This window comes from Ulvibacter sp. 2305UL32-6 (assembly GCF_058148545.1).
The window spans coordinates 64990-87757 of record NZ_JBYVKA010000004.1; the positions used below are offsets into that span (position 1 = coordinate 64990).

At 38.9% G+C, this 22768-nt stretch carries 21 protein-coding genes and 1 other RNA gene; 12 read left to right on the forward strand and 10 right to left on the reverse strand.

Annotated elements, in window-relative coordinates; translation table 11 throughout:
- Positions 1-68 precede the first annotated feature (68 nt).
- Positions 69-1043: a Gfo/Idh/MocA family protein gene (locus ACY2RU_RS13075; protein ID WP_490138917.1), complete on the reverse strand. Its 975-nt coding sequence runs from the start codon at positions 1041-1043 to the stop codon at positions 69-71.
- A 130-nt stretch (positions 1044-1173) separates the two neighbouring features.
- Between ACY2RU_RS13075 and ACY2RU_RS13080 the strand changes: the two genes are divergently transcribed.
- Positions 1174-1815 carry a protein-L-isoaspartate(D-aspartate) O-methyltransferase gene (locus ACY2RU_RS13080; protein WP_490138918.1) on the forward strand — a complete coding sequence of 214 codons (642 nt, stop codon included), beginning with the start codon at positions 1174-1176 and terminating at the stop codon, positions 1813-1815.
- 5 nt (positions 1816-1820) lie between these two features.
- Here ACY2RU_RS13080 and ACY2RU_RS13085 read toward each other — a convergent pair whose 3' ends face one another.
- From ACY2RU_RS13085 to ACY2RU_RS13095, 3 genes are all read right to left on the reverse strand, one after another.
- On the reverse strand, positions 1821-4298 hold the full coding sequence (locus ACY2RU_RS13085) for a DUF5686 and carboxypeptidase regulatory-like domain-containing protein (RefSeq protein WP_490138919.1): 2478 nt from the start codon (positions 4296-4298) through the stop codon (positions 1821-1823).
- Between the two features lie 116 nt (positions 4299-4414).
- Positions 4415-4879, reverse strand: a complete 465-nt coding sequence (gene smpB, locus ACY2RU_RS13090) for an SsrA-binding protein SmpB (protein ID WP_490138920.1) — start codon at positions 4877-4879, stop codon at positions 4415-4417.
- 48 nt (positions 4880-4927) lie between these two features.
- Entirely contained in the window at positions 4928-5452 is a 525-nt protein-coding gene (locus tag ACY2RU_RS13095; RefSeq protein ID WP_490138921.1) for a SixA phosphatase family protein, read from the reverse strand.
- Positions 5453-5629: 177 nt separating this feature from the next.
- Here ACY2RU_RS13095 and ACY2RU_RS13100 point away from each other — a divergent pair, with 177 nt between their 5' ends.
- Together ACY2RU_RS13100 and ACY2RU_RS13105 are read left to right on the forward strand one after the other, a co-directional pair.
- The gene (locus ACY2RU_RS13100) at positions 5630-5815 is read left to right on the forward strand and encodes a CsbD family protein (RefSeq protein ID WP_490138922.1); all 186 of its coding nucleotides are present in this window, start codon (positions 5630-5632) and stop codon (positions 5813-5815) included.
- 165 nt (positions 5816-5980) lie between these two features.
- Positions 5981-7270, forward strand: a complete 1290-nt coding sequence (locus ACY2RU_RS13105; protein WP_490138923.1) for an Ig-like domain-containing protein — start codon at positions 5981-5983, stop codon at positions 7268-7270.
- 214 nt (positions 7271-7484) lie between these two features.
- On the opposite strand, the gene clpB is transcribed toward ACY2RU_RS13105, so the two are convergent.
- Positions 7485-10088 (reverse strand): ATP-dependent chaperone ClpB, encoded by a 2604-nt coding sequence (gene clpB / locus ACY2RU_RS13110; RefSeq protein WP_490138924.1) that lies wholly within the window; start codon positions 10086-10088, stop codon positions 7485-7487.
- 185 nt (positions 10089-10273) lie between these two features.
- Between clpB and ytxJ the strand changes: the two genes are divergently transcribed.
- On the forward strand, positions 10274-10666 hold the full coding sequence (ytxJ, locus tag ACY2RU_RS13115; RefSeq protein ID WP_490138925.1) for a bacillithiol system redox-active protein YtxJ: 393 nt from the start codon (positions 10274-10276) through the stop codon (positions 10664-10666).
- A 27-nt stretch (positions 10667-10693) separates the two neighbouring features.
- Here the strand turns inward: ytxJ and ACY2RU_RS13120 are convergent, their stop codons facing one another.
- Both ACY2RU_RS13120 and fahA read right to left on the reverse strand, forming a co-directional pair.
- Positions 10694-11878 (reverse strand): hypothetical protein, encoded by a 1185-nt coding sequence (locus tag ACY2RU_RS13120; protein WP_490138926.1) that lies wholly within the window; start codon positions 11876-11878, stop codon positions 10694-10696.
- Positions 11879-11971: 93 nt separating this feature from the next.
- Positions 11972-13249 carry a fumarylacetoacetase gene (gene fahA, locus ACY2RU_RS13125; RefSeq protein ID WP_490138927.1) on the reverse strand — a complete coding sequence of 426 codons (1278 nt, stop codon included), beginning with the start codon at positions 13247-13249 and terminating at the stop codon, positions 11972-11974.
- Between the two features lie 106 nt (positions 13250-13355).
- Here fahA and glyA point away from each other — a divergent pair, with 106 nt between their 5' ends.
- From glyA to ACY2RU_RS13155, 6 genes are all read left to right on the forward strand, one after another.
- Positions 13356-14630, forward strand: coding sequence for a serine hydroxymethyltransferase (gene glyA, locus ACY2RU_RS13130; RefSeq protein WP_490138928.1), 1275 nt, complete (start codon positions 13356-13358; stop codon positions 14628-14630).
- A 7-nt stretch (positions 14631-14637) separates the two neighbouring features.
- Complete coding sequence (locus tag ACY2RU_RS13135; protein WP_490138929.1) at positions 14638-15357, forward strand: DNA alkylation repair protein; 720 nt, start codon at positions 14638-14640, stop codon at positions 15355-15357.
- 14 nt (positions 15358-15371) lie between these two features.
- The gene (locus tag ACY2RU_RS13140; RefSeq protein ID WP_490138930.1) at positions 15372-15893 is read left to right on the forward strand and encodes a GNAT family N-acetyltransferase; all 522 of its coding nucleotides are present in this window, start codon (positions 15372-15374) and stop codon (positions 15891-15893) included.
- 9 nt (positions 15894-15902) lie between these two features.
- A complete protein-coding gene (locus ACY2RU_RS13145) occupies positions 15903-16433 on the forward strand; it encodes a GNAT family N-acetyltransferase (RefSeq protein WP_490138931.1) in 531 nt (176 codons plus the stop codon).
- A 112-nt stretch (positions 16434-16545) separates the two neighbouring features.
- Positions 16546-17076 (forward strand): YybH family protein, encoded by a 531-nt coding sequence (locus tag ACY2RU_RS13150; protein ID WP_490138932.1) that lies wholly within the window; start codon positions 16546-16548, stop codon positions 17074-17076.
- Positions 17077-17181: 105 nt separating this feature from the next.
- Positions 17182-17373 (forward strand): cold-shock protein, encoded by a 192-nt coding sequence (locus ACY2RU_RS13155; RefSeq protein ID WP_490138933.1) that lies wholly within the window; start codon positions 17182-17184, stop codon positions 17371-17373.
- Between the two features lie 74 nt (positions 17374-17447).
- On the opposite strand, the gene ACY2RU_RS13160 is transcribed toward ACY2RU_RS13155, so the two are convergent.
- From ACY2RU_RS13160 to ACY2RU_RS13170, 3 genes are all read right to left on the reverse strand, one after another.
- The gene (locus ACY2RU_RS13160; RefSeq protein WP_490138934.1) at positions 17448-19007 is read right to left on the reverse strand and encodes a hypothetical protein; all 1560 of its coding nucleotides are present in this window, start codon (positions 19005-19007) and stop codon (positions 17448-17450) included.
- Positions 19008-19072: 65 nt separating this feature from the next.
- Entirely contained in the window at positions 19073-20260 is a 1188-nt protein-coding gene (locus ACY2RU_RS13165) for a carboxypeptidase-like regulatory domain-containing protein (RefSeq protein WP_490138935.1), read from the reverse strand.
- Between the two features lie 201 nt (positions 20261-20461).
- The gene (locus tag ACY2RU_RS13170) at positions 20462-21517 is read right to left on the reverse strand and encodes a glutaminyl-peptide cyclotransferase (protein ID WP_490138936.1); all 1056 of its coding nucleotides are present in this window, start codon (positions 21515-21517) and stop codon (positions 20462-20464) included.
- Positions 21518-21606: 89 nt separating this feature from the next.
- Between ACY2RU_RS13170 and ffs the strand changes: the two genes are divergently transcribed.
- Together ffs and ACY2RU_RS13180 are read left to right on the forward strand one after the other, a co-directional pair.
- An RNA gene (ffs, locus tag ACY2RU_RS13175) (signal recognition particle sRNA small type) lies at positions 21607-21705 on the forward strand.
- Between the two features lie 151 nt (positions 21706-21856).
- Positions 21857-22663 carry an SDR family oxidoreductase gene (locus ACY2RU_RS13180; RefSeq protein ID WP_490138937.1) on the forward strand — a complete coding sequence of 269 codons (807 nt, stop codon included), beginning with the start codon at positions 21857-21859 and terminating at the stop codon, positions 22661-22663.
- Positions 22664-22768 lie beyond the last annotated feature (105 nt).

Consider the following 22768-nt stretch of genomic DNA (forward strand, 5'->3'; position numbering starts at 1 on the left):
TTTTTGAGAGATTTATGATTAGAATTTATTCAATTCTGATTTTGTATTATATTCTTTTTAAAACTGATTTATACATCAAGCGTTTTAAAGTTTTCGATGATCTTCATGGCGACGCGTAAAGCCTCTGTTCCTTGTGTTAAGCTTACCACCGGTACGCGGTCTGCAGCAATGGCATCAGCAAAACTATTGAGTTCATCTAAAATCGCATTATTAGCTTCTACTTCAGGATTGTCAAAATAGATCTGTTTTTTTATGCCTTCGGCGTTGGTAAGGATCATAGCAAAATCATCTGGCTTTTTTGGGGCGTCCTTCATTTTAACTACTTCACACTTTTTTTCTAAAAAGTCTACACTGATATAAGCATCTTTTTGGAAGAAACGCGCCTTCCGCATTTTTTTCATGGAAATTCGGCTTGCTGTCAAATTAGCAACACAACCGTTTTCAAATTCAATACGTGCATTAGCAATATCTGGTGTTTCACTTATTACTGAAACACCACTGGCGTGTACATTCTTTACTTCCGATTTGACCACACTAAGGATAGCATCGATATCGTGAATCATAAGATCAAGTACAACCGAAACATCGGTACCTCGTGGATTGAATTCGGCTAGACGATGCGCTTCAATGAACATAGGGTTGTCAATCATGTGATTAACTGCCATAAATGCTGGGTTAAAACGTTCTACTTGCCCTACCTGCCCACGTACACCGTATTCCTTGGCCATATCGCGAAGAGTGTTGGCTTCTTCAACAGTATGGGTAATAGGCTTTTCAATGAAAAGATGTTTTTTTGCTTTGACTACCTTTTCGGCACATTCAAAATGAAATAGTGTTGGGGTAACAACATCGACCATATCACAGGCTTCAATAAGTGCTTCCATACTTGGAAAACTTTTATAGCCAAATTCAGCTTCAATTGCCTTTGAAGCTTCTTGATTTGCATCATAAAAACCAACGAGTTCGTATTTTTCAGACTGTTGTAATAATTTTAGATGAATTTTCCCGAGGTGTCCGGCACCCAAAACTCCGGCTTTAAGCATGTGTCTTTGTTTTGCACAAAGGTATCAATTTTTAGCTATTTCCGAAGCAGAAATAGGAGCTTGTAATTTTGAAATATTTAGTCAAATTTCTACTTGTGAAATGTAGCTTTGTTTCCGTACTTTGCGGTCTATGAAAGACAGTTTTATCCATAAAGGATTACGAAATAAATTGGTGGAAACCCTTGTAAAGAAGGGGATCTCAGATAAATTGGTCTTAGATGCGATACGTCGTATCCCTAGACATCTCTTTATGGATTCTGGTTTTTTAGATCACGCTTATGTAGATAAGGCTTTTCCTATCGCTGCAGATCAAACAATTTCACAACCGTATACCGTAGCGCGGCAAACGGAGTTGTTAGAGGTCAAAAAAGATGATAAAATTCTAGAAATTGGTACGGGGAGTGGTTATCAAACTGCAGTCCTTCTTGAAATGGGGGCAGTTGTTTATTCGGTTGAAAGACAAAATGAATTGTTTAAAAGGACGAAATTGTTCCTTCCGAAGTTAGGCTACCGACCTAAAAAGCTAATCTTTGGAGATGGATATATTGGATATAAAACCGAAGCGCCTTTTGATGGAATCATAGTAACAGCAGGTGCTCCATATGTTCCGAAACCACTTTTGGCTCAGTTAAAAGTAGGGGCGAAGCTTGTTATTCCAGTTGGCGACGACGTTCAGATCATGACTGTTTTTACACGAACTTCGGCAACTGAGTTCGAGAAAGAGACTTTTGGAGAATTCCGATTTGTTCCACTTTTGGAAGATAAAAACTAACTTAACTAGTTTAAAAAGTCCAAGAATTTTATTCCGAAGACAAAGGCACCGTCACTTCCGCCATTATAAAACGATTTTACATAGTCTAAGCGCAGTAAACGATATTTGCCAAATCCTAAATTATCGATCCCTATAGATAATTCTGTGTATGGTTTATTACCATCAATTACCAAGGCGTGCGCTCCGGCCACCAAGTTGAAATTCAATTTATTTATTCCGGGTATCTTTCCTAAGATCCAACCCCGAAAATCGTGTTCAATATGAGCTTCAGCATAGCTTTTATTGGTACTCAATGCGTAGTAAGGGAGTAAATTAAATACATTGGTATAGTTGCTCGATGTGCCAATGCGCGTTTGATTGCCATTAAAGTGTTGGTAATCGACAAATGATATGTCTTCGGCTCCAAAAAAGGTTCCCCCTTTTAAACGATAGGTAAAGTCTCCCTTATTTCCCAACTGAATTGATTGATAGACGGAGCTGCTCAACTGACTGTAATTGTAGCGAGTGTCACTTGCACCCAAACCATTTTCAAAAGTTATTGATAGGGCTGGATATTTTTCATTACCCAAATTAAACTTGCCATCGGGATAACTCATATATTTTTGTCCGAATGTAATATTAGCAGTTACGCTCGTTTTAAAAATGCTATGTTCTGTGATCGCTGCATTTTCGGTATCTGCGGGGTTCAATGGATTGTTGGATGAATAGGCAATATCGTCTTGTGGTAAGGTTACATAATCTGTATTATTGAACAGTGGTTTTCGTTGCTCATAACCACTAATAGCGTTCATACGTAAACCATTAAATAACTCTTGGCTATATCCTAATTTTGCATACGTAAGATCAAACAGCTTCATAAAATTTCGCTCAAAAAATAAGCTGGAAACCGTATTGACAATAGGGCTAATAGGTTCTGAACTATTAAACTGACTAACGGTATTTCCTCCGTAGAGGGATATTCGGCGTCTGTTAATACGATTAAAATTATAGGTTAATCCGCCAGTAAATCGAGCGCGATCTTCGGCTATTCCGTAGTTTACGTTTGAAAAAACAGAAAGCCATCGCGTCCGGTTTTCATCATAACTCTTAAAATAATTTAGTCCAACGCCACCATTCCAACCTTGTACAGTGTTGTAGTTTATCTTCGGAAAAGGCCCTTCATAATTTAAACTCCACTTTTTGTAACTATTGTCATAGCTATAGCCCAAGATAGGATCTAGTATTTTGAATTTATTTCCTTTTATGTCGATAGAATCCAGATATTTTTTCGACTTCCGAAGGATTTGAATACTATCTTTCTTTACATAATCTCGAACTTCTTCAACCGTTAAAGGTACTGGTCGGCTGCCTTTCCAGAAAAGGCTATCTTTTTTATTGGCTTCGGTAGCAAAAGAGAGCACTTCATTGGTAAACGAGCGCTTTTCAAAATTAGGCTCAAAGTCGTAGTTGCTATAGACCGCAATAAAGCGTCCGTCGCCGTTGAATCCGAAGAATCCAAAACCAAAATCGATGGTTTGTGAGATCTTTACCCAAAAATCGCGCGTCTCATCAAAAGTAAAATTTTGCTTGAATACTAATTTTTTGATCATGGGCACTTGGATCGCCTGCCCCGTGGTTGTTAGTTCAACGCCATACAATTGCCAATCATCTTCAACAATATAGATATAGCCTTCCCAAACACGATCATTAGGGCGTTTTGGAGTGACTTTAATTTTATTGATGAGTTTGTCGCCTTCTTTAAAGAAACCGTCGAGGTTGTACTTGTAGTAACTCAAGGCATTATTAGCGATTGGTGAAACGATGGCAGCATTGAGGTCTATGGTGTTTTCGTAAAACGAAAAATTAGCATCCTGAGCACTGTTAAAGCTAAAGCCATTATCGTTGCCGCTTACTTTACTGGCAAGGATCTTTTCTTTAAAATCATCAGGTTTTTGATAGGAGATCTTACTAATTGTTTCTGAAAGATAGATAATTCCAGTACGGGTAGAATCTAGCTGTCCATCCATATCACCCACTTCCTGACCAAAGATCTTTTCAGGAATACTATCTACCCGCCACAATCCACGTGAATAGAAATCGGCTGTAAATGCTGAAATTTTGTCCATGTTTTCTTTGCGTTTGGCAATGGTATTGCGGATAATACGGTAGGCCGGATTTTCCTTGGCATCAATGACAACTTCATTAAGACTCACCGATTCCTCTTCCATGGAAATATTTAAAACGAACGGAAACTGCGTTATGGTTATATTTTTTGCAACGGTTTTATAGCCTAAAAACTGGAATATAACGGTGTATTCTTTTTCTTCTGAAACATTCAGCTCAAACATTCCCTCGTTGTTTGAAGTAGTTCCGCGATACGTGTTTTCAAGGTAGATATTTACGAAAGGCAATGCCTCGCCTTGTGTATCGGTTATTTTTCCTGTGATCTGAGCCTGTATAGTAGTACTAAGAAATAATGATAAGAGTAGTAAAAATTGTTTCATGCAGTGCGTGTTTCTTTAAAGACGAAAAGTAATGGGGTTTCGTTGCTTTTGTAGGAATTTATTTTGAAAGGAGGTTTTACAGTACAGTATACGGCGCATGAAACTTGAAAAAAAGGCTAATTATTAAAAGCTTTTTTAATCCTGCTAAGGTCACGTTTGTTGTCGCGATCCTTTATAACCTCTCTCTTATCGTATTCTTTTTTTCCTTTGGCCAAAGCGATCTTCATCTTTGCCAGTCCCTTGTCATTTGTAAAAAGTAGGAGGGGAACAATAGTTAAACCTGAGTTTTTAACTTCTTTTTCAAGTTTTCGAAGTTCATTGCGATTTAAGAGGAGTTTTCTTTCGCTCTTCGGATTGTGATTGAAATGTGTGGCATGAGAATATTCCTGCACTGTCATATTAATGACAAATAGCTCGTTATTGCTAAATTCACAGAAACTTTCGGCAATGGAAGCCTTTCCTTCGCGAATTGCTTTGATTTCGGTGCCTGCCAATACAATACCCGCGGTGTAGGTGTCAATAAATTCGTATTCGAATTTAGCCTTTTTGTTTTTTATCTGAACATTTTTCTGAATAGCCATAGCAGCACAAAAATAGCATTAATCGCGGTTCATCGTCTTAAAATAGTACTAATTTACACGCTTCACTTGAACACGGGCATTTCCGCCAGAAATGGTTACAACATATAGACTCGCATTATCATCATCCGCTATATCGTTGTAAGTATCTTGACCAATGATCTTATTGACTAGCTGTGGTGTTGTATTGCTGTGTCCAACAATTAACACATGTTGCCCTTTGGTAAGCTCTTTAAATTCGTCGTTGTACAAGGATCCAACTTCATATAATTCGATATCTAAATTCTTGTTAGACGCTACATAGGCAGCAGTTTGCTGTGTTCTGTTATAAGCTGTAGAAAAAACCTGAGTGAGTGGAATTTCGTCAAAATAACTCGCCCATTTTTTAGCGCGTTCTACACCTGCCTCATTCAGCATAGGATCTATATCTTCCGGATTACTACGGTCTTTTTCTGCGTGACGGATAAGGTAATAGGTAGTGGTGTCTTCGGAAATAGAAGCCGAGTCTTTTTTCGCGGTGTCTTTACAAGAAATCGTGGTGATCACGAGAAGTAATAGAAGGGTAAGGGTTCTCATAGGTTCAGAAATTTAGATGAAAATAACACTTTTTAAGAAACTTTGACAAATATATAACAACCTGACGGTCTACTTTAATATTTCATTGGGTATTGATGCCTAACGAAGCTTGTATCTTTATACTATTACTAACAAGAAATGAATTTGGCGACCATTCATTTTATAAAAACAAACGTTATGAACACTACAGAAATTAAAGGAAAATGGAATCAGATCAAAGGTAAAGCCAAACAACAATACGGAATCTCGTTTAACGATGATGAAGCATTTAGTGAAGGTAAATTTGATGAAATGTTAGGAAAAGCTCAAGAAGCTACCGGAAAAACAAAAGAAGAGATCAAAAAAGAAATTGCTAGTTGGTAATTTATTTTTTGTCTCAAGGAAACGTCCTTTGCACTACGCAAAGGACGTTTTTTTTTGTGGTCGATTCAGCAAAATTTATGCGATGGCCTTCTTTTAGATGTAAAATGAGAATTTTGTATCTTTAATCTAATTTGATTAGCATACTCATCATTAAAAAAACTTACTATGGAAAATAAATACTTTTCAAACAAAAACTTAAGGAATCTACTCGGTTTTACGTTCTTAGGTTTAATATCGATTGCAACTACATACTCTCAGGGTTGCGTAGATCCTGTAGTTTCCGATACTTCTGGGCCCGGCACTATTTGTGGTGGAGAAACGGCAACGCTTACTGCTACGCACGACGGGCAGGTAATTAACTGGTATGACGCCGCAAGTGGCGGAAATCTTCTTGGCACTGGAAGTCCGTTTGTTACAGCGCCACTTAATGCTACAACATCGTTTTGGGCAGAATCGGTTAATGGAGGTACAGGCACGCCCGTTACTGGTGCTGCACGCGTTGCTCCGGCAAGTAATTCTAATGCATCCGTAGTGAATGTGACGAGTCCTTGGGGTCTCGCTTTTGATGTAAATGAAGACATCACCATTAATTCAGTCGACGTATTCTTAGCGTCCAATACGCCGGGTACGATAGTTATGCAGTTAAAAGATAGCGGACTCAATATTTTAGAAGAGTCAACTATTTCGGTTCCGGCAGGAAATGCTGGAAATCCGGTTCAGCATACCTTAACATTAGACTTTTTTGTACCAGCAGGTACCGATTATAACCTTGTTGCTGAAAGCAGCCCTGTCATGGTTCGTGAGTTTTCTTCAGAACACCCAGGGTTTCCATATCCATTGGGGTCTGTAGGAAATGTTATTAATGGTACAATTAACGATAACGATACTAATAGCGGACTCTATTATTTTTTCTATAACTGGACTTTTACCCCTGGAGAAAGTTGTACTTCCGATAGAGTGGAAGAAATAGTGAATGTAAATGTCACTGATATACCTTTAGGTGATAGTAACCAGACATTCAATAGCGGTGAAACTTTAGCCGATCTAGCCGTGACGGGTACCAATCTTAGATGGTATTCAGATGCTGCGGGAGCCAATGAAATTCCAGACACCACGGTATTGGTTGATGGAACCACATATTATGTAAGTTCTACAGAAAATGCATGTGAAAGTGAACTACTCGCTATTACGGTAAGCGAAATTCTAAATGTTATTGATCAATCACTAATCAATCTGAGCTATTACCCTAGTCCGGTGACTGATCAACTTAAGATCTCAAATGATGAGCCTATATTGAAGATAGAGGTTTTTACAATTTTGGGGCAGCGAGCACTTATAAAACAGTATGATACAAAAGATATAGCTATAGATCTATCCTCGTTGATGTCTGGTAATTATCTGGTCAAAGTTGCAACACAGACCGGGATTCGCACTTTTAAGGTGATCAAAAAATAGAAATTGTAAAATTTTATATAACGCTCTTGTCAATATGCACAGGAGCGTTTTTTTTATTCTTTCTTCGGAAAGCATTTCCAAAAAAAAACCGCCTGCATCCCATTAGGAAAACAGACGGTCTTAACCAACCAATTATGAAAACGGAGTTGTTTGCTTTACAGTATCAAGTCGATAGAAAATTTACTTTAAAACTAGGTCAACTCCAACCCATATCTTAGTCTTTCACCAAATCATTTTGGTTTCTGAAAACAAGTGCGTCATTAAAACTATCTAACAGTATAATACTGTCTGTAGTTACTTTGCCAGACAAAATTTCTTTTGACAGTGCATTGAGTACCTCTCTTTGAATAACTCGTTTTACAGGGCGCGCTCCATATTGTGGATCATAACCTTTTTCAGCCAAATAAGCAATTGCTTCATCGGTGGCATCTAACGTTATTTGTTGTTTCGCCAACATCTTGGTTAAACCTTTTAATTGTAGGCCAACAATTTGTTTGATGTCATCTTTTGTCAATGGCGCGAACATCACGATATCGTCAATACGATTAATAAACTCAGGGCGTACCGTTTGCTTTAAGAGACCGAGCACTTCAACTTTTGCTGCTTCCATGGCCGTCTCAGGATCTTTTAGTGTTGCAAATTTATCCTCAATGATCGCACTACCCATATTACTAGTCATAATAATAATGGTATTCTTGAAATCGGCTACACGTCCTTTGTTATCGGTTAATCTACCTTCATCAAGTACTTGTAACAATATGTTGAATGTATCTGGATGTGCTTTTTCAATTTCGTCTAATAACACTACAGAATACGGCTTACGGCGAACAGCTTCAGTCAATTGACCACCTTCATCATATCCCACATATCCTGGAGGCGCACCTACCAAACGACTCACACTGTGTCGTTCCTGATATTCACTCATGTCAATACGTGTCATCGCCTGATCATCATCAAACAAATATTCGGCTAATGCCTTTGCAAGTTCGGTTTTACCAACTCCTGTTGTTCCTAAGAAAAGGAACGAGCCAATAGGTTTTTTCATGTCTTGTAAACCTGCGCGACTTCTACGAATAGCATCACTAACCGCTACAATCGCCTCTTCTTGACCCACCACACGTTTGTGTAATTCTGTCTCTAGTCGAAGTAATTTTTCACGATCACTCTGTAACATTTTTGTTACTGGAATGCCTGTCCATTTTGCTACAACTTCGGCGATATCTTCATTGGTCACTTCTTCTTTTATCAAGAAAGTGCCACTTTGATCTTCGGCAAGTTGTGTCTCCATTTCTGAAAGCTCTTCTTGAGCTTCCTTGATCTTACCATAACGCAGTTCAGCAACCTTTCCGAAGTCACCTTCACGTTCGGCACGTTCAGCTTCAGCTTTATAAGATTCTATATCTTTTTTGATATTCTGAATACGATCAACAACCTCTTTTTCGCTTTTCCATCGTGCGTTGAGCTCGTTGCGTTCTTCCTTTAAGTTCGCCAGATCAGATCGTAACGTTTTCAGCTTAACTTCATCTTTTTCACGTTTGATCGCTTCGATCTCGATCTCAAGTTGCATAACTTTTCGGTCAAGCACATCAAGTTCTTCAGGCTTGGAGTTGATCTCCATTCTAATTTTTGAAGCCGCCTCGTCCATAAGGTCAATTGCCTTATCTGGTAAAAAACGATTGGTTATATAGCGTTGCGATAATTCAACTGCTGCAATAATTGCCTCATCTTTGATTCGAACTTTGTGGTGCGCTTCATATTTTTCTTTGATACCACGTAATATCGAAATAGCACTTTCTGTATCAGGTTCGTCAACTATTACTTTCTGAAAACGTCGCTCTAGGGCTTTATCCTTTTCAAAATATTTCTGATATTCATCTAAGGTAGTCGCTCCAATTGCCCGCAATTCACCACGAGCCAACGCAGGCTTTAAAATATTTGCGGCATCCATGGCGCCCTGACCACCACCGGCACCAACAAGGGTATGGATCTCGTCAATAAATAGTACGATATCTCCATCACTAGAAGTAACTTCTTTGATAACGGCTTTAAGGCGTTCTTCAAATTCTCCTTTATATTTTGCTCCCGCGATCAAAGCACCCATATCTAATGAATAGACTATTTTACTTTTTAAGTTTTCAGGCACATCACCGTCTACAATACGGTGGGCGAGGCCTTCTGCGATAGCTGTTTTACCTGTTCCAGGTTCACCAACCAACATCGGGTTGTTCTTGGTTCGTCTTGAAAGGATCTGTAAAATCCGACGAATTTCTTCATCTCTCCCGATCACGGGATCTAATTTTCCTTCTCTGGCTAGTTCGTTTAAATTACGTGCGTATTTAGACAATGCGTTATATGTTTCTTCAGCACTTTGCGAAGTTACTCGATCTCCTTTGCGAAGTTCTTCGATAGCTGCTTTTAGACCTTTTTCGGTAACGCCTTGGTCTTTTAATGTTTGAGCAATATTGCTTTTCGATTTAAAAATAGCGAGCAATAAATGTTCAACTGAAACATACTCGTCGTTCATTGATTTTGCAATGAGACTAGCTTCAGTCATTGTTTTATTAGCTTCGCGTGAAAGCATAATATCACCACCGCTTACCTTAGGGAAGCTTTGTAGTTCTTTGGCAAGAATTTGTTGTAGCATGGCTACATTTACATTAAGTTTCTTTAGAATGAAAGGCGTCACATGCTCGTCGACTTTAAAAATAGCTTCGAGGATATGTTCATTTTCAATCTGCTGATTTTCCAAACCTTGCGCGATCTGCTGCGCCTGTTGAATGGCTTCTTGCGATTTTATGGTAAAGTTGTTAAAGTTCATAGATTATATTTGTTATGCACGCAAGGTGCTTGTTGTTGTTTTCGGAAGGGATATTTCAAAAGCTGAGCCAGATTCGATTTAGGACAAATTGGCTGGTGTTTAGGTGGTTTCGACAGACATATTGACTGAAATCACTTCCAAACTAACCAAAATTGACATTATCTTTGTAAAAAAAACAGATAGTTATGGGTTTCTTCGGAAAAAGAGCAAACAAAAATGAATCGGAAGTAAAGGAAGAAAAAAGTGTTCCGTGGTTAAGATTAACTCGTTTAGAGCAACTTTCAGAAATAAAAGAACAATCAAAAGGAAAGCCAGTTGCCATCTTTAAACACTCTACAACTTGTGGGATTAGCAAGATGGCTCTTCGTAATTTTGAACGAGCTTATACCCTCACCGATGAGCAAATGAAGCTGTACTATCTTGATCTAAAAGCATTTCGGGATGTTTCAGATGAGGTAGGGTATACGTTTCAAGTAATACATCAAAGTCCGCAACTCATTGTGATCAAAAATGGTGTTGCAGTAGCTCATGCGTCTCATCATAGTATTCGTGCTGAGGAACTTCAAAATTTTATATAAAAAAGGCTTCCATTTGGAAGCCTTTTTTTATCGTATTGAATTGTTTGAAAGTATCACTTTAAATCGTTCCTTGATTTCAGTACCCGAGTCGTATACCATCTGTTCGTTAGATGGAAAAGGTACAAAATCATTGCGGAGCCATTTTTTATCATCTGATGTCAATGCCCGTTCATCACCGCGAAAACGTGCAAAAGTGTTTTCAAAAATAAATTCAGAGGTCATAGGATGACGATCCATGTCCCGGTTACGTACTAAGTCCCGATATAAAACATCACCACCAACTAAAACCGATTTTGTTTGTTCGGTAAAGGTAATTCGGGCAGAGACATTAATATACTTATCTACTTTAATATCGTTTCCTAAACTATCTTTCATTACGTTTCCGTTTCTGTCTAGTTTATATTCCCAGCCGTCTTTAATTCTTTTTGTGCGTCGTTCCTCATTTTCTTTAATACGCTCTGGCGAAACGGCGATCTGTCTAAAAATAAGGTCAATAGCATAATTGTAGTCTATTTGCTGTTGTGCTTCGTTATGATATTCGGTCCAGAAATCATCTAAACCATAGGTGTTGAAGTCGAGTAACTCGCGTTCTAAATTGCGTGGGATTATTTGTCCGCTGCGATTCTTTAAGTTTACGATCACAAAGTCGGTTCCGTAGAAATGAGCCTCTTGTTTTAATTGAACGACATCTTTATAGGAAGGTTGTAATTCATCCAGTTCACAAAGCACATTGTAGGCAGTACGTGCGTCCATAACAGTTTCTCGCTGCATATAGCTTTTTGCTTCGTCATACATATAACTTACATAATTTGCTTTTGCCGAAATAATGGCATCACTATAATCTACAATATCAAATCGCGCATTCCTGTTCAAGGTTTTGCTATATAGTGGAAGTAATGGACGGATCTGATCCTGAATATACTCCATGTTTTGATACGTATAGTAAATTTCCTTGGAAGCAGACGGATTGGTAGATTTTTTTAAAAAGGTGATACGTCGTTTGTCTTCTTCCATCGCTTTTTGAAAGGCCTCTTCCAAAAGCCCAATACGTGTGTCGCTGGTAGAACCATCTTTATTGCGTTGTAGTTTTTTTACTGCAAGCTCAATGGCTTTATCGTAATCTCCGCGCGCCAACAATTTCTCGTTGCGTTTTGCGCTGTTGCATCCTACCAAAAGGATGGCTGCTGTAAGAATAATGTAGAATTTTCTCATAACGTGAAATATTGGTTCACATGGTATAATCCAAGAGCTGTGCCAAACTTATAAAAAAACCCCGACAAGTTGCCGGGGTAGTAGTGATTCGTCTTAAATTTTTGCAGGTAACACCTTGCCGCTGCATTCGCCGAAACCAATGCGAAGTCCTTTGTTTTCGCAGTATGCCCGCATAATGACTGTGTCGCCATCTTCAATAAACTTGCGTTCAGATCCATCTCTTAATTTTATTGGATTTTGTCCGCGCCAAGTTAATTCAAGCATCGAGCCATAAGAATCTTTGGTAGGTCCAGAAATGGTTCCGCTTCCCATCATATCGCCACTACGCACATTACAACCATTAACTGTGTGGTGTGTAAGTTGTTGGGCCATGGACCAGTACATATACTTGAAATTTGAATTAGATACTACAGTTTCCAGTTTACCTTTTGGCTTGATAGCTGCTTGCAGTTTAATATCATAATTCATAGCACCTTCTTGCTTCAAATAATCGAGCGGTTTCGGATCTTGTTTTGGTCCGTCGGTTCTAAAAGCCTGTATAGCGTCAAGGGTAACGATCCAGGGAGAAATGGTGGAAGCAAAGCTCTTTCCGAGGAAAGGACCTAAAGGTACATATTCCCATGCCTGAATATCACGGGCGCTCCAATCATTAAATAATACGAGACCAAAAATATTTTCTTCTGCTTCGGAAATAGGAATGCGTTTTCCTAAGTCGTTTGTAGCTGTTGTAATGAATGCCATTTCTAGTTCGAAGTCGAGTAATTTCGTCGGACCAAAATTAGGTACGCCATCCTCGCCGGGCTTGGTTTGCCCAATAGGGCGTCTTATAGGTGTTCCTGAAGGAATAATGGAAGAACTTCTTCCGTGGTAACCAATAGGAATATGCAACCAATTTGGCAATAATGCATTCTCTGGGTCACGAAAGAGTGAACCTACATTGGTAGCGTGTTCTTTGCTCGCGTAGAAATCGGTATAATCACCAACATCCACAGGAAGTTGCATTTCAATTTCATCTAAACGAAATAAAATGTCAAGACAATGCTGTTTGTTTTTTCGCAGTTCGTCATTTCCTTCCAAAAAGATGTCGGAAATTCTATTACGTACTAGACGCCAAGTTTTTCGGCCGTCTGCAATAAAATCGTTGAGTGTATCCTGAAGGAAGATGTCTTCAGTAAGATCAATTCCTGCAAAGTAACCCAATTGGTGCAAGGCTCCTAGATCAATAGCAGTATCACCTATTCGGGTTCCTATGGTTATAATATCATCACGGGTTAAAAAAACACCGAACGGAATATTTTGAATGGGGAAGTCTGAATTTTCTGGTACGTTCAGCCACGATTTACGAGATGGGTCATTGGCAGTTAAAGGCATAGCGGTTTGTTTTTTGTTGGTAAAATGTTAATCAAATATATAATTTCTGAACAAGTAACCACAAGCTTTTAGTATTTTTGAATTTATTTAACTATTTCATAAAACTATGCAACGCGACGAACAGATATTTGAGCTTATAGAAGCAGAAAAACAAAGACAGTTAAACGGACTCGAATTAATAGCCTCCGAAAACTTTGTAAGTGATCAGGTTATGGAAGCCGCGGGTTCGGTTTTAACTAATAAATACGCCGAAGGATATCCTGGTAAGCGTTATTATGGTGGTTGTGAAATAGTTGATGAGGTAGAACAAATAGCTATTGATCGTGCCAAAACATTGTTTGGCGCAGATTATGCCAATGTGCAGCCACATAGTGGTTCACAAGCAAATACAGCTGTTTTTGCCGCCTGTTTAGAGCCAGGAGATACTTTTTTAGGATTTGATTTGTCGCATGGAGGGCACCTTACGCATGGTTCTCCGGTAAATTTTAGCGGAAAATTATACAATCCGGTTTTTTACGGGGTGGAGGAAGCGACAGGAATGCTTGATTATGATAAGATCGAAGCAATCGCTATTAAAGAGAAACCTAAAATGATCATTGCCGGTGCTTCGGCATATTCCCGTGAGATCGATTATAAAAGATTTAGAGCGATCGCCGATAAAGTAGGCGCATTGCTCATGGCCGATATTGCGCATCCAGCCGGACTTATCGCAAAAGGTATCATTAGTGATCCCATTCCACATTGTCATGTAGTTACCACTACAACACACAAAACCTTACGCGGACCCCGAGGAGGAATGATCTTGATGGGGAAGGATTTTGATAATCCCTTCGGAAAAAAATTAAAGAACGGAAACTTACGTAAAATGTCTTCCTTATTAGACAGCGGTATTTTTCCTGGTAATCAAGGGGGACCGCTTGAGCATATCATTGCTGCCAAAGCGATCGCTTTTGGAGAGGCATTGACAGATGAGTTTCTACATTATATGATTCAGGTGAAGAAAAATGCAGCGGTCATGGCTGAAGCTTTTGTGCAAAAAGGCTATAAGATCATTAGTGGTGGAACAGACAATCATATGATGCTTATTGACCTTCGGAATAAAAACATCACTGGAAAACAAGCTGAAGAAGCCTTAAGTAAAGCTGAGATCACTGTAAATAAAAACATGGTGCCTTTTGATGACAAATCACCTTTTGTGACTAGCGGAATTAGAATTGGAACAGCTGCTATTACCACTCGTGGTTTAAAAGAAAGTGATATGCAAGAGATTGTGGAACTTATCGATGAGGTAATTACCAACTTTGAAGATGATGCCAAATTGGAAGCAATTGTTGGGAAAGTCCATACCATGATGGCTGGACGACCTTTGTTTGCGTCATAGTTTTGTTGTGACTCTGGCAGAAGTTTTATCACGTCTTCACGCTCTTGCCGATTCAGACAAGGTGCTTTTTAAGCAGCAGAAGTTTGGGATAATTGCGAACAATGCCTTGGGTATTTATATCAAAGATATAAAGGACATTGCCAAAGAAATAGGAAGCGATAACGAGCTTGCCTTAGCGCTTTTCGATACGGGAATCTACGAAGCACGCCTACTTTGTAGTAAAGTTTTTAAACCCAAGGATGTAACCGAAGCGCTCATGGAAAAATGGGTTGTGACGTTTGAGAATTGGGAGATGTGTGATAGCTTCTCGATGGGACTTTTTTCTAAGAGTCGGTTTGCCGTTCAAAAAATACAAGAATGGTCAACACGCGAAGCTGAATTTGAAAAACGAGCGGCTTTCGCGACCTTGGCATCCTATTGCATGGCTGATAAGACTTCGGGGAATGAATTGTTTTCATCATTTCTGCCGATACTTTTGCGAGAATCTTCCGATAGCCGATTGTATGTTAAAAAGGCGGTCAATTGGGCGTTACGCAGTATTGGAAAACGCAATCAAGATCTACGGAAGTTAGCAATACAAACAGCTATTCAAATTTCCGAAGAAAATAAAAATAGCAAGACGGCACAGTGGATCGCGAGGGATGCTTTAAAAGAATTACAAGGCGAGAAGGTCAATATTCTTGATTACCCGAGAGCGATCTACCGTCTAAAAACTAGTAAAAAATAACGTACTTGTAAGATATGGAAACTACATTTATGATTCCTTTGGAAACTGAACGCCTGCTGCTACGGAAGCACACATTGGAAGACGCACCCTTTATTTTGGAGCTGTTTAACAGTCCGGGTTGGCTGAAATATATAGGTGACAGAAATGTGCATACAGTGGAAGAGGCGGCGACCTATCTGAAAGAAAAACATTTTGTAAGTTACGAAACCAATGGTTTTGGGTCTTATTTGGTTGTGTTAAAAGAGACGGGGGCGAAAATTGGTTCGTGTGGAATTTATAAACGCGATAATTTGGATCATCCAGACATTGGATTTGCTTTTTTGCCCGATTATCTCGGAAAGGGTTACGGCTATGAATCGGCTAAAGCAGTTATGAACCGCGCTTCAAGTTGGTTTAAAGATGGAAAGATCCTGGGTTTTACGGTTCCTAACAATACAGCTTCAATTAAACTATTGGAAAAATTAGGGCTACATCAAGAGGGAACCTATACCTTTGACAATACGTCTGAGGACGAACTACTTTTATTTACAACCTAGTAAATTTTCATGGAATCAATAGTAACTGAACGTTTAATTTTAAAAGAACAAAGTATAACAGATCTCGAGAATATTCATCAATTGAATTCTTTTCCTGCTGTTGCGCGATTTAATACTATTGGTATCCCAAACGATATTGAAGTTACAAAGCATTTGCTTGAGATCGATCTTCTTGACGATTGCAGGAAACGTTGGGTTATTACAAAAAAAGGAAGCGATGTATTTTTAGGAGCCATGGGGATGAATCTTTCACCAGATCGGTATAAAAAAGGCGAAATACATTATAGTTTACTTCCAGAATTTTGGGGTCGCGGCTATGCTCAGGAAGCTGTAAAAGCATTGATAAGTTACAGTTTTCGCGACCTGCATCTACACCGAATTGAAGCAGGCGTAGCGGTTGAAAATTCTCGATCGGTTTCGTTACTCGAAAAATTACGAATGCGGCGTGAGGGCACCTGCCGTAAAATTCTTCCGTTGGCATCTGGTTGGATGGACAATTATATGTATGCTATTTTAGATACAGACGCGCGTGATTATTAGGTGATGCAAATCACAGCAAAGCGTAGAAACAATAATTATGATTGTCTTTTAAAGTGCTAAGTTTTATTGATTTTAAGGGTGACTCCTTATATTTGTTTATAAATCAATCGATATGAAAGCTTTACGGTTCCTGTTTATTGCGTTACTAACTTATGTTGCCATTTCATGTAAGGATACGGTTGATGAGACAAATACAATGATTTCTTCGGAAACTTCCGAAGACGCCATAAAAGCGAAGGCACAAAACGTAGCCGATTGTCTTTCGGTTATGGAGACCCATTTGAATGCGGTTTCGAGTCGCGACCTAAAGAGCTTGCGGAAAACACTTTCACCTTCAGGAAATATGCTCTTGATTCTACCACAAACTGAAACAATGACAACAGTTGATGCTTTTATGGATTATCATACCGAATGGTTTGCAATGCCCAATTGGACTTTTGAAACTGCCATTGTGGATCAAGCTGTAGGGCAGGATTTAGCTTTTGTGATTGTTGAAAGTATGTATCGTGAACCAGAGCGAGATGGGAAACCCTATTACAATAGAATGGTGATAAGTTACGATTTGCAAAAGATCGATGGTAGCTGGTATGTTGTTAAGGATCATGCGACTTCAGTTGAAAAATCGACCAATAAACAGTTGTAATCTTGTTATCCTAAAATAGTTAGTTGTTAATAATATTTTCGATTTTTTACAATATCTAGATTTATTCTATTACATTTGCCATTCATTAATTTTTAAATTTATATAATGCATACAGGCAAAGTAAAGTTCTTCAACAACACCAAAGGTTTTGGTTTTATTACTGAAGACGACACAAACAAAGAACATTTTGTACACATTTCTGGTTTAATCGACGAGATTAGAGAAGAAGACGAAGTAGAATTTGAGCTTAAAGAAGGAAAAAAAGGATTGAACGCGGTAAACGTAAGAGTACTATAATTTTCAGTTTCTTAAGAAAACAGAAGCCCGATCATTTGATCGGGCTTTTTTTGTGCTTATATGTTTTAAAATAATTAGTCTCCGTCTGGAAAAGTTGTTGCTTCATAAGCTCCGGCGTCTGGATTTATAGCGTCTCTACTTGTTCCGTTGAGATCTTGAGCAGGAGCAACGCCTGATTTTCCGATGCCTTCGGCGCCAGAATTACCACTTTCAATATTAAAATTATTTAGGTTAGTGTTCTGAAAAACAGGATCTGTATTCCGAACAAGACCCGGAAAAAGATCATTGTCTCCAAATTGATATAACGGATCGTTTAAAAATTCGTCATTTGGATCTTCAAAACGGATCAAACAATTTTCAAATTTGTATAAAAATAGTGCGTCATCGCTAGCTACAAGGCCTAATTCGCGGCGTTCATTTCCGTAGATAATACAATTGGTAAAGTTTGCGGCGAGGAGATCTTCAGGAATAATACCATCTCCCGTATCGATAAAGTTATCTAATTGCACTGCTGGAAATGTTCTAAAGCTATTGGTCCAATAATTAGCGAAGGTAGAATGTCTAAAATTATAAGTACCTCCAAAAGAACAAGCCAAAGAAGCTTGCCCCGAGTTGTTGATCACCAAGTTTTCGCCATCGATATTCGCTGTTCTTCCTAATAAGCCAATGTTGGCAGCATTATAAATTTGAACGTTTTTTAGTGTAAGGGTTGGGTCTGTACCGCCATCATTGCTATCCATTAAAATACCGACGACATTATTTTTAATGGTAGTATGTGTAAAAACATTGTCGGTACTTCCTGCGGTAAGCCAAAGGGTTCCCCATTGGCCAGGAACATCTTCAAAAAGAGGTTCCAGACGATCGCCTTCAAAAATAACTTCTCCTTCCATCAATTCAGGATCGTTACTAGGTGCGCCATTTACTTTGATAGAACCTGTATTTCCTACTAGAATTCCGCTTCCCTCGTGAAAATGAACACGAGCACCCGCATCAATTGTTAATGTTTTTCCAGCGCCTACAGCGGCATAGCCGTAGATCACGTATGGTTTTTCGTTGGTAAAATTAAGTTCGCTATTGTCTAAAAAGAAGCCTTCAATAAGTACATCTTCATCAGGGTTGTTGGGGTCTGGACCTAAGTTGAGCGTTTCAAACATGCCGTCACCAAGATCCTCTGGAAAGAGAAAAACAGCGTCTTTTACTAAGGTAACAAGGTCGACATCTTGTTGGTTTCCGTCAGTGTCAAAAAGAATCTTGTCTGTGTAAAGAAACTCAAGACTTGTGTCTGAAAGTACTTCGATGTCGGCTGTGGTTTCAACAAAGATGAAAATACTATCTTTTGCCATGACTTGGATATCCTGAAATGTTTTTCCTGGTAATCCATCGACATTTAAACGATAAAAAGATTCTTCACCTTGTCCTAAGCGAATAGAAGGAATATTAATGTCTTCGTCGCTTCGATTGTAAACCTTCAGATTGTAGGTGCTAGAGCCAATTTCCGAAAAGATGGTGTCTAAATACACTGTGTCTCTTGAGAATTCAAGATTTCCAGTGCTAGGAACGCTTTCAAAGTCGTTTCTACAAGAACTCCATAAAACTAAACAGCACAGTATGCCCAATCCGTATAAATATCGCATGCAAGTAAATTTTCAGTAAAAATATAACTTTTTATGCAGCTACTTATTGTGGAGAACGAAAGATTCTATTGGTTACGTTTCTTTCTCCGTTCACGTTTAATACGTTTGAATTCAATTTCATTGTCGTGTGCTTCCTTGAGTTTTTTCTTCCATGCGCGACGTTCGGAAGAGCCTTGGTTAGCTTCTGGCTTTGCATAACCAACCGATGGACCCGAATCTTGAAAGGAAATACCACCAGTCATAACCACCTCCCCAAGGAATACCCAATCTTCAATTAAGCGTACATCAATGTTATTATTAATATTCGCTGTAGTTATTTCCTGCGTTTCGAAACCAACGTAGCTGAAACGGAGTACTTTGTTTGGTACGACATCCATACTGTAGTTCCCGTCAAAATCGGTTTGGGTACCCGTACTTGTACCTTTAATAATGACATTGACTCCTGGAAGCGGTATATTATTATCATCGGTTACGGTTCCTGAGATGGTAATTGTCTTGGCTTTGGAAGGTTTTTCTTCTATCACCGCTTCTGAAGCTACTTCGTCAATGTCTTCTTCGGAAGTAAGATCACATATTTCGACATTCTCTTTGGTGCTGGGGACGTTAATCGAGCGGATTTTTCCTACGGTAACGCGTACCGTTTTTGAAGTTTCAGTTAGTATAACATCAATATTGGCGTCTTTTCTTCCAATTTGGATGTCTTTTTGATCTAAGTATCCTTTTTGGAAGATCAGTGTATTGTCATTTAAAGTAGTTATGGAGTAATATCCAGAAGCATCGGTACGCGTACTCATACTTGTTTCAAGTACGGTTACTTCTGCATTTTGCAACGGATTTCCATGGATATCGGTTACAGTCCCTGAGATTGTCACACGAACCCGGGCAGTTGAAGCATGGCTGCCTATTCCGAGAGAGATCATCGGTTTTTCGTTTACAGGAGCGCTTCCGTGCGCATGAGCTTGTTGTCCGTTTAGCAAAGTGAGTGGAAGTAACAATGAAGCGGCGTATGGCGCTAAGCTCGCGGTCGATTTACGTTCCAAGACGAGTTCGCGATTGATCTGTTTGGAGGTAAATCTACCGCAGGCATTTTTGTTTTTTAACACATGTTTTACAATGGCTTCATCAGATTGTCTAGTAAAATCGACAACCTCTTTGCTACAAACAGCACAGTGTTTTCCTTTTTCTGTTGGCGTCATTTTGGCCCAATCTTCATGACAAGGCTCTGGAATTTGGATGGTAAGTGACTTTTTCATTTGGTTTCGTTTTATAGTCCAAAGCACGATAAATACAGAGGGCTATACAACGACCAATGAGTGAAAGGGTCATTTGAGTGAGGGAAAATATAGAATAATGAGCGGTGTAATATACTTTAAGAATATATATTGAGGGTTGAATATGGAATAGGGACGAAATGCTAAATTACTAACACACATGTTCTGTTGTTGATCATCCAGCTATTTCCCAATAATTTCAATTTTAAAAAGCTTGTCCCAGTTTTTACCTGTCACATAGAGGATATTTTCTTCACCATTATAAGCAATACCATTTAGAACATTTAGATCGGGATGCTGTGTTACTTTATCTTTTAGCGAAGTTAAGTTGATCACACCTTCAACAGCTCCATTTTCAGGATTGATAATAGCAATAGAGCCTTGTTCATAAACATTAGCGTAGATCTTACCATTGATCCATTCCAGTTCGTTTACACTTTTAATTTTACTCGTATTGGTATATATTTCGATATAGCTTTCTTCAGCAAGCGTATTAGGATTGAGGGTCCAGATCTTTTCTGTGCCATCACTTTTATAAATTTTTGTACCGTCGTTGCATAGTCCCCAGCCTTCATGACTTGCGCCATAAACAAAGGTTCCAGTTTGCTTAAGATCTTTTAAATTATAGATATATCCCGTGTTTTCGCGCCAGGTGAGTTGATAGATTTTATCGTTTAAGATGGTAATTCCTTCACCAAACTTTTTATCGTCTAAAGGGATATTTTGAATTACCTCTCCTGTTTTGTAGTCAGTTTTCCGAAGCGAAGATAGGCCGTAGGTCCCAGTGCTTTCGTATAAAGTATCGTTAGCAAATTCAATTCCTTGTGTGTAGGCTTTAATGTCATGCGGGTAGGTTTCTAAAATCTTGTAGGTATACAGCTTCGGTTTTATAGAAGAAACAATAATAAAGGAATCGGCAGTGTCATAGCTTTCACCTTCAGAATAGACTTTAGCCGTAATCGTTCTCGTTCCTAACTTTTGATCTGCAAGCGAAATTTGTTTAGCAGCCGTAGTTGCTTCCGAAGAGATCCTTTCGGCATCAATATAATATGCAACCGAGTCAATATCCAGATTCTTTTTATTGCTAAGTGCTACTGAAAGAACATCTTTGGTCTCATATTTAGTCTTCGCATTAGTAATTTTTAGACTAAAAGGATTCTTTTTTGCTTCGGAATTACTTCCGCAGTTGGCAATTAAAAAAGGTAAGCAGATAATTGCGAATAACTTAGCTGTTTTCATAAGGGACACTCATTTTTTTTGCAAGATAATTAATATTAATTGATGGTTAAAATGCTTGCGAAAAGTTTAAAAGGAGCGTATATTTGCAGCGGCAAGTCCTACACAACCAGCTCCTGTTGAATCCCCCAGGGTGGGAACACAGCAAGGGTAGATGGTCGTAGCGGTGTGATGTAGGTAGCTTGCCATTTTTTATGCGCTAAATTCTGGGTTTCAATTTGCATTAAAACCACCAATTGCCGCTTTGTACTTCAAGCTACAATCATACAACAATCAATATTTCTACTACTTTATTTGCAAAACAACTGCGGTAAATGCATCTTTGCTTTTCAACTCATTTATATGTCGAAAGTCGTTTTTATTACCGGAGGATCTTCTGGAATAGGTAAAGCCATTGGAAGTTTTCTTCAGGAAAAAGGAATGACGGTGTATGGCACCAGTAGGAGTCCAGAGAAATATAAGGAGGAAGTTTCCTTTACACTGTTGAAAGTTGATGTAACAGCACCTGTATCTATTTCTGAGGCGATAGAAAAGATCATTGCTAGTGAAGGAAGGCTTGATGTCGTTATTAATAACGCCGGTGTCGGAATTACTGGGCCTATCGAGGAAACCCCAGATGCTGAGATCAAAAAAGCTTTTGACACCAATTTTCACGGGCCACTCCATGTGATGCATGCCGTAATTCCGCAGATGCGAAAGCAGGGCAACGGACAGATCATTAATATTACTTCTATTGCTGCTTATATGGGACTGCCATATCGTGGGATCTATTCGGCCACCAAGGCGGCGCTTGAAATTACCACGGAAGCGTATCGTATGGAAGTAAAACAGTTTGGGATCTCAATGACCAATGTGGCTCCTGGTGATTTTGCGACCAATATTGCTGCAGGAAGGTATCATGCTCCAGTTTTAGAAGGCTCACCGTATAAAAAAGACTACGGAAATACGCTGGCGATGATGAATGAGCATGTAAGTGGAGGAGAAGATCCTAGTCATATGGCACGTGCTATCTATAAAGTTATTGCGAGTGACTCACCTCGGATTCATTATAAAGTAGGTGCTTCATTACAAAAATTTTCTATCGTTTTAAAGCGAATACTCCCAGACAAAATGTACGAACGCATGTTGATGAAACATTATAAGTTATAGTTTTCGTTGAACAGTGAATAGGACAGAACAGTTAAACTCCATATTCCATATTCCATATTCCATATTCCATATTCCATATTCCATTCTCCATACTCAAATGTTAGC